We start from the raw sequence: 12,767 nt of genomic DNA on the forward strand, positions 1-12,767 counted from the left end.
CTTTAGTTTGCTGAAATGTCAAGGGATTTTTACGGAACAATGCATAAAATCATGCTGTTTTACGTATAATGTGTACATTTTAGGCAAATCTACTGAATACGGGGGATATTAGGCAGAAATGACACGGATAATGGTGCTCTTTTTTCGAAAGCATTCGATAAGGGCTTTTCTTTATTTGTGCAGCAGCTGCAATCCGCCTTGAACCTATTATATAGGTGCAAACACGGGTTCGCAATGTATTTTTTTTAAAGTGAGTAGACATGAGGGGTGAGTATAAGTTGGCAGGACATCTTGTTCAATATGGTCGACGCACTCGGCGAAGTTATGCACGAATTAACGAGGTACTCGAAGTTCCGAACCTGATCGAAATCCAACAAAAATCCTATGATTGGTTCCTGGAGGAAGGTCTCCGGGAGATGTTCCAGGACATTTCGCCAATTCAGGATTTTACCGGGAATTTGGTGTTGGAATTTATCGATTACAGCCTCGGCGAACCGAAGTATACGGTTGACGATGCGAAGGAACGCGATGTGACGTATGCGGCTCCGCTTCGGGTCAAAGTCCGGCTGATTAACAAAGAAACCGGCGAAGTCAAAGAGCAGGAAGTGTTTATGGGAGATTTCCCGCTGATGACGGAAACCGGCACCTTTATTATTAACGGTGCGGAACGGGTTATTGTCAGCCAGTTGGTGCGCTCTCCCAGCGTCTATTTCAGCACGAAAATCGATAAGAACGGCAAAAAAACGTATACCGCTACAGTAATTCCAAACCGCGGCGCATGGCTGGAGCTCGAGATGGACGCGAAGGACATTATTTATGTCCGGATCGACCGTACTCGTAAAATTCCGGTAACTGTGCTGCTGCGCGCGCTTGGCTTCGGTACGGATGCCGAGATTCTGGATTTGCTGGGCAATGATGAATATATCCGCAATACCCTGGACAAAGACAACACGGATTCCACGGAGAAAGCGCTGATTGAGATTTACGAGCGCCTCCGTCCGGGTGAACCTCCGACGCTTGATAACGCAAAGAGCTTGCTGGTGGCTCGTTTCTTTGATCCAAAACGCTATGACCTGGCCAATGTCGGCCGTTACAAAATCAACAAGAAGCTTCATATCAAGAACCGCCTCTTCAATCAGCGTCTCGCTGAGAGCCTGATTGATACGAAGACGGGCGAGATTATTGCCGAAGCGGGTCAAGTTGTTGACCGCCGCCTGTTGGACGAGATCCTTCCTTACCTGGAGGAGAGCGTCGGCTTTAAGAACTATCATGTGTCTAACGGTGTTCTTGATGCGGTGGATGTGCCTCTCCAAACGATCGATATTTTCTCGCCGATCGAAGACGGCAAGGTCGTCAAAGTTATTGCCAACCGCAATATCGACAAATCGGTCAAGCACATTACGCCGGCCGATATCATTTCGTCGATCAGCTATTTCCTGAACCTGCTGCATGGCATCGGCAACACGGACGATATCGACCATTTGGGGAACCGTCGTCTGCGTTCTGTCGGCGAGCTCCTGCAGAACCAGTTCCGCATCGGTCTGTCCCGGATGGAGCGCGTTGTGCGCGAGAGAATGTCCATTCAGGACGCGAACGTGATTACGCCGCAGGCGCTGATCAATATCCGTCCGGTGATCGCTTCGATTAAAGAGTTCTTCGGAAGCTCGCAGCTGTCCCAGTTCATGGACCAGACGAATCCGCTCGCAGAGCTGACGCATAAGCGCCGTCTGTCCGCGCTCGGGCCCGGCGGTCTGACTCGTGAGCGCGCAGGCTTCGAGGTTCGCGACGTTCACCACAGTCACTATGGCCGGATGTGTCCGATCGAGACGCCGGAAGGTCCGAACATCGGACTGATCAACTCCCTCTCGACGTTCGCCCGGATCAATGAGTATGGCTTCATCGAAGCTCCGTACCGCTGGGTCGATCCGAAGACAGGGAAAGTTACCGATCAAATTGCTTATTTGACGGCTGATGAGGAAGATAACTACGTCATTGCCCAAGCGAACGCGATCCTTAACGAAGATAATACGTTCCAGGATGAGAACGTCATTGTCCGTTACAACAAGCAGTCGGATAACATCCTGACGATGCCAAGCGATCGCGTCGACTACATGGACGTATCGCCGAAGCAGGTTGTTTCCGTAGCAACTGCGCTGATCCCGTTCCTGGAGAACGATGACTCCAACCGTGCGCTGATGGGCTCGAACATGCAGCGGCAAGCGGTACCGCTTCTAATTCCAAAAGCCCCGCTGGTGGGCACGGGAATGGAGCATAAGGCCGCCAAGGATTCCGGTGTATGTATTGTGTCCAAATACGATGGAATTATCGAACGCTCCGCAGCGAATGAGATTTGGCTGCGCCGCGTCGAGGTCATAGACGGCAAGGAAGTGCGCGGTGACCTTGTTAAATATAAATTACACAAATTTATGCGTTCGAACCAAGGAACCTGCATTAACCAGCGTCCGATCGTCAAGCGGGGAGACGTCGTCAAGAAGGGCGATATCCTGGCAGACGGACCGTCTACGGAAATGGGCGAATTGGCGCTGGGCCGGAACGTTGTCGTTGCCTTCATGACTTGGGAAGGCTACAACTACGAGGATGCGATTCTGCTTAGCGAGAAGCTGGTGAAGGAAGATGTGTATACTTCCATTCACATTGAAGAATATGAGTCCGAAGCCCGCGATACGAAGCTGGGACCTGAGGAGATTACCCGCGATATTCCGAACGTCGGGGAAGAAGCGCTCCGCAATCTGGATGAGCGCGGAATTATCCGTGTAGGTGCGGAGATCAGCGCTGGCGATATTCTCGTCGGCAAGGTTACGCCGAAGGGCGTTACGGAGCTGACGGCAGAAGAACGCCTGCTGCACGCCATCTTCGGCGAGAAGGCGCGCGAAGTTCGCGACACCTCTCTGCGCGTTCCTCACGGAACGGACGGAATCGTGGTTGACGTCAAGGTGTTTACGCGCGAGAACGGCGACGAGCTGCCGCCGGGCGTGAACCAGCTCGTTCGCGTCTACATCGCACAGAAACGTAAAATTTCCGAAGGCGACAAGATGGCCGGACGCCACGGTAACAAGGGTGTCGTAGCCCGTATTCTGCCGGAGGAAGACATGCCGTTCATGCCGGACGGCACGCCTGTACAGGTTGTGCTCAATCCGCTAGGGGTTCCTTCCCGGATGAACATCGGGCAGGTGCTCGAGATTCATCTCGGCATGGCCGCGCTTCAGCTCGGCATTCACGTCGCTACACCGGTATTCGACGGTGCGAACGAATATGATGTATTCGATACGATGGAAGAAGCCGGCATGCAGCGCAATGGTAAAACCGTGCTTTACGACGGAAGAACCGGTGAAAGATTTGAACGTGAAGTTACCGTTGGCGTCATGCATATGATTAAGCTGGCGCACATGGTTGACGATAAAATCCATGCTCGCTCTACGGGTCCTTACTCGCTGGTTACACAGCAGCCGCTCGGTGGTAAAGCTCAGTTCGGCGGCCAGCGGTTCGGGGAGATGGAGGTGTGGGCGCTCGAAGCTTACGGCGCGGCTTATACGCTTCAGGAGATCCTTACCGTCAAGTCCGATGACGTGGTTGGCCGGGTGAAAACCTATGAGTCCATCGTCAAAGGCGAGAACGTGCCAGAGCCGGGCGTACCTGAATCGTTCAAGGTCTTGATCAAGGAGCTTCAAAGCTTGGGTATGGACGTCAAAATCCTGACCGAGAACGAAGAAGAGATCGAGATGAAGGAAATCGACGATGAAGATGACGCGACTGGAGATAAACTGAGCCTGAATCTGGAAGGCGCGGAAGTCGGCGTAGAATAACACCTGGCGGATTGCCGCCACGTGATAATGATAACCGCAGCGGAAGCTGCCTGCCTGGATTATCGGCCTACCTTTGGGAGGCCGATATTTCCCTAGACAGATGGATCGAATAGACGAACGTATTCAGTGTATTTTGATCTGTGTAGAATGCTAAAATCAGGACTTGGTTAAGGAGGGATGCTCCTTGTTGGACGTCAACAACTTCGAGTTTATGAAAATTGGGCTTGCTTCCCCAGACAAAATTCGTTCTTGGTCCCGCGGAGAAGTGAAGAAACCGGAAACGATCAACTACCGTACGCTAAAACCGGAAAAGGAAGGGCTGTTCTGCGAGAAAATTTTCGGCCCGACCAAAGACTGGGAATGTCATTGCGGTAAGTATAAGCGTGTCCGTTATAAAGGCGTTGTCTGCGATCGCTGCGGCGTCGAAGTAACCAGAGCTAAAGTTCGCCGTGAGCGTATGGGTCATATTGAGCTGGCCGCTCCGGTATCCCATATTTGGTATTTCAAAGGGATTCCGAGCCGTATGGGTCTGGCGCTCGATATGTCGCCGCGTTCATTGGAAGAGATTATTTACTTTGCATCGTATGTTGTAACAGATCCAGGCGAGACGCCGCTGGAGAAAAAACAGCTCCTGTCCGAGAAGGAATACCGCAGCTACCGTGAGAAGTACGGCTACGGCTTCCAGGCAGGCATGGGTGCTGAGGCGGTGAAGAAGCTGCTTCAGGATCTCGATATCGACAAAGAGCTTGAATTCTTGAAGGAAGAGCTGCGCACTGCGCAAGGCCAACGCCGTAACCGTGCGATCAAGCGCCTCGAAGTTATCGAAGCGTTCCGGAACTCCGGCAACGAGCCGGAATGGATGATCCTTGACGTGCTTCCGGTTATTCCGCCGGAGCTTCGTCCGATGGTTCAGTTGGATGGCGGCCGTTTTGCGACTTCTGACTTGAATGACCTGTATCGCCGCGTGATTAACCGCAACAACCGTTTGAAGCGCCTGCTTGATCTCGGTGCGCCGGATATTATCGTGCAGAACGAGAAGCGGATGCTGCAGGAGGCGGTTGACGCGTTGATCGATAACGGCCGTCGCGGCCGTCCGGTAACTGGACCTGGCAACCGTCCGCTTAAATCCCTCAGCCATATGCTGAAGGGTAAGCAAGGACGCTTCCGTCAGAACCTGCTCGGTAAACGGGTTGACTATTCCGGTCGTTCCGTTATCGTCGTAGGCCCTTACCTGAAGATGTACCAATGCGGTCTGCCGAAGGAAATGGCGCTGGAGCTGTTCAAGCCGTTCGTTATGAAAGAACTGGTCAATAAAGGCCTGGCTCATAATATCAAGAGTGCGAAACGCAAAGTTGAACGCGTCAGCCCAGAGGTATGGGACGTGCTTGAAGAAGTCATTAAAGAGCATCCGGTTCTGCTTAACCGCGCGCCTACGCTTCACCGTCTGGGAATTCAGGCCTTCGAGCCGATCCTGGTTGAAGGCCGCGCAATCCGTCTGCACCCGCTCGTATGTACTGCTTATAACGCGGACTTCGACGGAGACCAGATGGCGGTGCATGTGCCGCTAAGTGCGGAAGCACAGGCGGAAGCCCGGATTCTGATGCTTGCTTCCGGCAACATCCTGAACCCGAAAGACGGCAAGCCGGTTGTTACTCCTTCGCAGGATATGGTCCTCGGCTCCTATTACCTGACGATGGATGATAAGGAAGCTAAGGGAACGGGAATGATTCTTGCGTCCACTCATGAAGCAGTGTCCGCTTATCAGCGGGGTACGGTATCCCTGCATGCCCGCGTAGCCATTCCGGCGAAGGCGCTAGGCAAGACAGGATTTACCGAGAAGCAGCAAAACGCCCTGCTCGTGACGACGATCGGCCGGATTATTTTCAACGAAATTTTCCCAGCCAGCTTCCCGTACATCAACGAGCCGTCGCGTAAGAACCTGTTCCAAGGTACGCCGGATCATTACTTTATCTATGACAAAGGCGCCGACGTTCTAGATCGCATTATGGCCGTGCCGCAAACCGGGGGGATCGGTAAAGAGTACCTCGGGGAAATCATTGGCCGCTGCTTTGAAATATACCATACGACGGAAACGTCGGTTATTCTCGATAGAATCAAGCAAACGGGCTTCACTTACTCTACTCGTGCAGGGGTTAGTATCGCCGTATCCGACGTTGTCGTTCCGGACGCCAAGCAGGAAATCCTGCGTGAGTCGGATGAGAAGGTCCGCGTCGTTACGAATCAGTACCGCCGTGGTCTGATTACGAACGAAGAACGCTATGACCGTGTTATTGATATCTGGTCCAAATCGAAGGATCAAATTACCGACGTGCTCATGAAATCGATGGATCGCTTTAATTCCATCATGCTCATGGTCGACTCCAAAGCACGGGGGAACAAGTCGCAGATTACCCAGCTCGGCGGTATGCGGGGGCTGATGGCTAACCCGTCCGGGCGGATCATCGAGCTTCCGATCAAATCGAACTTCCGCGAAGGCCTTACCGTCCTCGAGTACTTCCTGTCGACGCACGGTGCGCGTAAAGGTCTGGCGGATACCGCGCTGCGGACCGCTGACTCCGGTTACCTGACTCGCCGCCTTGTCGACGTAGCGCAAGACGTTATCGTCCGCGAGGAAGACTGCGGCACGGACAAAGGCTTCACCGTCGGTGTCATTCAGGACGGCAAAGAGGTTATCGAGGATCTGTATGACCGTATTGAAGGACGCTATTCCTTCGAGACGATCAAGCATCCGGAGACGGGAGAGATCATCGTTCACCGCAACGAGCTGATCGATTCCGACAAAGCGCATGAAGTTGTCAATGCCGGCGTAACGAAGCTGCAAATCCGCTCCGTGCTGAGCTGCCGCGCGCGTCATGGCGTATGTAAGAAGTGCTACGGCCGTAACCTGGCGACAGGCAAGCATGTCGAGATCGGTGAAGCGGTCGGGATTATCGCCGCCCAATCCATCGGTGAACCGGGAACCCAGCTCACGATGCGTACGTTCCACACCGGGGGCGTTGCCGGAGACGATATTACCCAAGGTTTGCCGCGTATTCAGGAACTGTTCGAGGCGCGTAACCCGAAAGGTCAAGCCACGATCAGTGAAATTGACGGCGTAATCAAGGAAATCCGCGAAGCCAAGGACCGCCGGGAAATCGAGGTTCAAGGCGAAGCTGAGACGAAGGTCTATTCCGTGACCTACGGTTCCCGCCTGCGCGTCAGCGAAGGCCAGGAAATCGAAGCGGGCGACGAGCTGACCGACGGTTCCATCGACCCGAAAGAGATTCTGCGCATCAAGGGAATCCGCGGCGTGCAGAACTATATTCTGCAGGAAGTTCAACGCGTATATCGTAACCAAGGCGTTGAGATCAACGATAAACACATCGAGGTTATGATCAAGCAAATGCTTCGCAAGATCCGCATTGTGGATGCAGGGGATACGCCTCTTCTGCCGGGCGCCTTCGTCGATCTATACGAATACGAGATGGCGAACAAGGAAGCCATTCTGTCCGGCAAGGAGCCGGCTGTGGCCAAACCTGTTCTCCTCGGGATCACGAAAGCATCGCTCGAGACGGATTCCTTCCTGTCGGCCGCTTCCTTCCAGGAGACGACACGGGTACTTACCGATGCCGCGATCAAGGGCAAAGTAGATAAACTGCTAGGCCTGAAAGAGAACGTCATTATCGGTAAGCTGATTCCGGCCGGTACAGGCATGAACCGTTACCGCAGTGTACAGTTCGAAGAGCCGGAAAATGCCGAAGCTGCAGAGGAAAGCCAAGAGCAGCCGGTATCGGTTGAATAGATAGCGTGGAGATGCGGTGCAGCCGGAGCAACTCGGCTGCACCGTTATTTTGAACTATCCGGGAATATCGGGCCTGAAGCAGGAAGTCATAGACGGCAAATGTTTATGCAAATAAACTGCTTGACATCGCCTATTGCAAAATGCTAATATATCAAAGTGCGTGAGTACGGTGAATCCCTGTAAATTGGAGGACTTTATGATGTCTAACGATAGAGGGCTACAGGACGCTCATGTCAAAATCGGCACGAAGCAAACGCTGCGAGCTATAGAGCTCGGCAGTGCCGAAGAAGTATATGTGGCTGAAGATGCAGATCCGCGCATTACATCGAAGATTATCGCTCTGTGTAGCCAACATGGAGTCAAGTTGACCTATGTGGATACGATGCACAATCTCGGCAAAGCCTGCGGGATTGAAGTAGGAGCAGCGATGGCTGCGATTGTAAAGAGATAGCTTGAGAAATCGTTTTTGCTGATGCAGGGCAATCCTTTCGGCAAAAACTTTTCCTTTGTTCTTTTATGAACCGCCTGGGTCTGTGGGCTTAACAAGAAGGTTTGTAAAGAAACAACTTATTACTGAGGAAGGGGGTGGCAACAACATGCCAACAATTAACCAATTGGTACGTAAAGGTCGTCAAGACAAAGTTTACAAATCCAAATCTCCAGCATTGCACAGAGGTTTTAACGCACTCAAACGCGAAGCTACCGAATTGAATTCTCCTCAAAAACGTGGTGTATGCACTCGGGTAGGGACAATGACTCCTAAGAAACCGAACTCTGCACTTCGTAAATACGCGCGTGTTCGCTTGACGAACCGTGTTGAGGTGACTGCTTACATCCCAGGGATCGGACATAACCTGCAAGAGCACAGTGTCGTGCTGATTCGCGGTGGCCGGGTCAAAGACCTTCCAGGGGTACGTTATCATATCGTTCGCGGAGCGCTGGATACGGCTGGAGTGAACAACCGTATGCAAGCTCGTTCCAAATACGGCGCAAAACGTCCAAAAGCAAAAAAATAATTAGCTAGTCTTAGTTTTATAGGTTTGAATAAACACTGAAAGGGGGATAACTATGCCACGCAAAGGTCCAGTTGCCAAAAGAGACGTATTGCCGGATCCGGTGTATAACAGCAAGCTTGTTACGCGCTTGATCAACCGCATTATGCTCGACGGTAAACGCGGTGTTGCTCAAAGCATCCTTTATAACGCTTTTAACATTATTCAAGAGCGTACGGGCAATGACCCGATGGAAGTATTTGAAGCAGCTCTTAAAAACATTATGCCGGTATTGGAAGTTAAAGCTCGTCGTGTGGGCGGTTCCAACTACCAAGTGCCTATCGAAGTAAAACCTGAGAGACGTACAGCTCTCGGACTACGTTGGCTCGTAAACTACTCCCGCAACCGCGGAGAGAAAACGATGGAAGAGCGTTTGGCTGCAGAGATTATCGATGCATCCAACAACACGGGTGCTTCCGTTAAGAAACGCGAAGACACGCACAAAATGGCCGAAGCGAACAAAGCGTTCGCACACTACCGCTGGTAGGATTCGGTTGATTCACAACATAAATCTATAATTCGAAGGGAGAAAATTTCATGGCAAGAGAGTTCTCCTTGAAGAATACACGTAATATCGGGATCATGGCGCATATTGACGCCGGTAAGACGACTACCACGGAGCGTATCTTGTTCTACACAGGCCGCACACATAAAATTGGCGAAACCCACGAGGGTTCCGCTACGATGGACTGGATGGAGCAAGAGCAGGAGCGCGGAATTACGATTACTTCCGCTGCTACGACCGCTTCTTGGAAAGGTCACCGCGTCAATATCATTGATACCCCGGGACACGTCGACTTCACTGTTGAAGTCGAACGTTCTCTTCGTGTATTGGACGGGGCAGTTGGTGTGTTCAGTGCCAAGGAAGGTGTAGAGCCTCAGTCGGAAACCGTATGGAGACAGGCTGACAAATATAGCGTTCCTCGTATTGCTTATGTCAACAAAATGGATATCATCGGTGCGGATTTCCTTAACGTTGTAAAAGATATGCGCGAGCGTCTGCAAGCGAACGCAGTTGCAATTCAACTGCCAATCGGTGCAGAGGACAATTTTGTCGGGATCATCGACATTATTGCTGAGAAAGCGTACATCTATAAAGACAACATGGGCCAAAACATCGAAGAGACCGAAATTCCTGAAGACTACAAAGCACAAGTTGAAGAGCTTCGTGCTGAGCTAGTTGAGAAGGTTGCGGAACTGGACGAGGAGTTGACGATGAAATACCTCGAGGGCGAGGAAATCAGCGTCGACGAAATTAAGGCAGCACTTCGCAAGGGTGTTGTTGAAGTTAAAATCTTCCCAGTTATTTGCGGATCTTCCTACCGTAACAAAGGGGTTCAGCTGATGCTGGATGCCGTTGTAGATTACCTGCCTGCTCCGATTGATATTCCGAGCATTAAAGGTCATCTGGAAGACGGTTCGGAAGTTGAGCGTCATTCTTCGGATGATGAGCCGTTCGCGGCATTGGCGTTCAAAATCATGACTGACCCTTACGTTGGTAAGCTAACGTTCTTCCGCGTATACTCCGGTGTTCTTCAATCCGGTTCTTACGTGCTGAATGCAACGAAAGGCAAACGCGAGCGGATCGGCCGTATCCTGCAAATGCACGCAAACAGCCGTCAAGAGATCACTGAAGTATACGCAGGTGATATCGCTTCTGCGGTTGGTTTGAAAGATACAGGCACAGGTGATACACTGTGTGATGAGAAGAATCCGGTTATCCTGGAGTCTATGAACTTCCCTGATCCGGTTATCGAGATCGCAGTTGAGCCTAAGACCAAAGCGGACCAAGACAAGATGGGCGTTGCCCTCGGCAAATTGACTGAGGAAGACCCTACGCTTCGCGCTCATACAGACGAAGAGACTGGTCAAACGATCCTTGCTGGTATGGGTGAGCTTCACCTCGATATCATCATCGAGCGTATGCGCCGTGAATTCAAGGTAGAGACCAACGTGGGTAAACCACAGGTTGCTTACCGTGAGACATTCAGAGCTCCTGCGCGCGTTGAAGGTAAGTTCGTACGCCAATCCGGTGGTCGTGGACAATACGGTCACGTATGGGTTGAGTTCGAGCCGCTGGAAGCTGGTTCAGGTAACCAATTCGACAGCAAAATCGTCGGTGGTGCGGTACCTCGGGAGTATATTGCTCCTGCGCAACAAGGTATCGAAGAAGCTATGAAGAACGGTGTTCTCGCAGGCTTCCCGCTTGTAGACGTTAAAGCTACAATCGTCGACGGTTCTTACCACGATGTTGACTCCAGTGAGATGGCGTTTAAGATCGCTGGTTCCATGGCTTTGAAAGCAGCTAAAGACAAATGTCAAGCTGTTCTCCTTGAGCCAATCATGAAAGTTGAAGTTACGGTTCCGGAAGAGTACATGGGCGACGTTATGGGTATGCTGAACTCCCGTCGCGGTCGTATCGAAGGTATGGATTCCCGCGGCAGCGCGCAAATCATCCGTGCCAAAGTACCTCTTTCCGAAATGTTCGGATATTCAACAACGCTTCGTTCTGGTACGCAAGGACGCGGTGTGTTCTCTATGGAGCTTTCCCACTACGAAGAAGTTCCTAAGAACATCGCTGAAGAGATCATTTCGAAGTATAAAGGCGAAGAATAATTTTTGTATCTGCTGATCGGAGGGAATTCCTTCATGGAAGCCCCTCCGATCAGTCCAACATAACAATCCATATTTAAGGAGGAACTGTTTAAAATGGCAAAGGCAAAATACGAACGTACAAAACCGCACGTTAATATCGGTACAATCGGTCACGTTGACCATGGTAAAACTACGCTGACTGCAGCAATCACTACCGTTTTGACTAAAACTTACGGTGGAGGTAGCGCGATCGCTTACGATCAAATCGACAAAGCTCCAGAAGAGCGCGAGCGCGGTATCACAATTTCCACTTCCCACGTTGAGTATGAGTCGGCTAACCGCCACTACGCTCACGTTGACTGCCCAGGTCACGCCGACTATGTTAAAAACATGATCACTGGCGCGGCTCAAATGGACGGTGCAATCCTGGTTGTATCCGCAGCTGACGGCCCAATGCCGCAAACTCGCGAGCACATCCTGTTGTCCCGTAACGTAGGCGTTCCTTACATCGTTGTATTCTTGAACAAATGCGACATGGTAGAAGACGAAGAGCTTCTGGAACTGGTTGAAATGGAAGTTCGCGACCTGTTGAATGAATATGAGTTCCCAGGCGATGACACTCCAATCATCCGTGGATCCGCTCGTGAAGCATTGAATAACCCAGATGGCGACTACGCTAAGAAAATCGTTGAAATGTTCGAAATCATCGACGAGTACATTCCGCTTCCAGAGCGTCCAGTTGACAAGCCATTCCTGATGCCAGTCGAGGACGTATTCTCCATCACTGGTCGTGGTACGGTTGCTACAGGCCGCGTTGAGCGTGGTACTGTTAAAGTTGGCGACGAGGTTGAAATCGTTGGTATTGCTGAAGAAACTAAGAAATCCGTTGTTACGGGCGTTGAAATGTTCCGTAAATTGCTTGATTCCGCTGAAGCGGGCGACAACATCGGTGCATTGCTCCGTGGTGTAGACCGTACACAAATCGAGCGCGGTCAAGTTCTTGCAAAGCCAGCTTCCGTTAATCCGCATACTGAGTTCACTGCTCAAGTATACGTATTGACTAAAGAAGAGGGCGGACGTCACAAACCTTTCTTCACAGGTTACCGTCCACAATTCTATTTCCGTACAACTGACGTTACAGGTATCATCAACCTGCCAGAAGGTACTGAAATGGTTATGCCTGGCGACAACATCGAAGTTACTGTACAACTGATTGCTCCAATCGCGATTGAAGAAGGAACTCGCTTCTCCATCCGTGAAGGTGGCCGTACAGTTGGATCCGGTGCGGTTGTTTCCATCCAAAAATAATAAGGTGATTTAAACCTTATTCCTAAAACTGCCCTGAGGGTCGTCAGACCTTCAGGGCAGTTTTTTTGCGTTCAAACTGTAGAAATAGGCAGCCATTAGCGCTAATAGCCGATAGTTAAGTTTTAGGCAGCCGCGCGTAAGAAGCAGGCGGACTCAAGTTAGGCTTGAGCCCGCCTGCTTGCGGTT

At 51.3% G+C, this 12,767-nt stretch carries 7 protein-coding genes; all 7 read left to right on the top strand.

From position 1 onward, the window contains the following. Nucleotides 1-278 precede the first annotated feature (278 nt). The 7 genes from rpoB to tuf all read left to right on the top strand — a co-directional run bounded on the left by rpoB (nt 279) and on the right by tuf (nt 12,581). Entirely contained in the window at nt 279-3,824 is a 3,546-nt protein-coding gene (gene rpoB, locus BN2762_RS00160) for a DNA-directed RNA polymerase subunit beta (protein WP_055105064.1), read from the top strand. Between the two features lie 184 nt (nt 3,825-4,008). After that, on the top strand, nt 4,009-7,626 hold the full coding sequence (rpoC, locus tag BN2762_RS00165; RefSeq protein ID WP_055105065.1) for a DNA-directed RNA polymerase subunit beta': 3,618 nt from the start codon (nt 4,009-4,011) through the stop codon (nt 7,624-7,626). Nucleotides 7,627-7,825: 199 nt separating this feature from the next. Then, the gene (locus tag BN2762_RS00170) at nt 7,826-8,077 is read left to right on the top strand and encodes a ribosomal L7Ae/L30e/S12e/Gadd45 family protein (protein WP_055105066.1); all 252 of its coding nucleotides are present in this window, start codon (nt 7,826-7,828) and stop codon (nt 8,075-8,077) included. Between the two features lie 145 nt (nt 8,078-8,222). Beyond that, the gene (rpsL, locus tag BN2762_RS00175) at nt 8,223-8,642 is read left to right on the top strand and encodes a 30S ribosomal protein S12 (RefSeq protein ID WP_055105067.1); all 420 of its coding nucleotides are present in this window, start codon (nt 8,223-8,225) and stop codon (nt 8,640-8,642) included. Between the two features lie 52 nt (nt 8,643-8,694). Then, complete coding sequence (gene rpsG, locus BN2762_RS00180) at nt 8,695-9,165, top strand: 30S ribosomal protein S7 (RefSeq protein WP_055105068.1); 471 nt, start codon at nt 8,695-8,697, stop codon at nt 9,163-9,165. A gap of 50 nt (nt 9,166-9,215) precedes the next feature. Then, nucleotides 9,216-11,294 (top strand): elongation factor G, encoded by a 2,079-nt coding sequence (gene fusA, locus BN2762_RS00185; RefSeq protein ID WP_055105069.1) that lies wholly within the window; start codon nt 9,216-9,218, stop codon nt 11,292-11,294. A gap of 93 nt (nt 11,295-11,387) precedes the next feature. After that, on the top strand, nt 11,388-12,581 hold the full coding sequence (gene tuf, locus BN2762_RS00190; protein WP_055105070.1) for an elongation factor Tu: 1,194 nt from the start codon (nt 11,388-11,390) through the stop codon (nt 12,579-12,581). Nucleotides 12,582-12,767 lie beyond the last annotated feature (186 nt).

Source organism: Paenibacillus ihumii, from assembly GCF_001403875.1.
Taxonomy (GTDB): Bacteria; Bacillota; Bacilli; order Paenibacillales; family Paenibacillaceae; genus Fontibacillus; species Fontibacillus ihumii.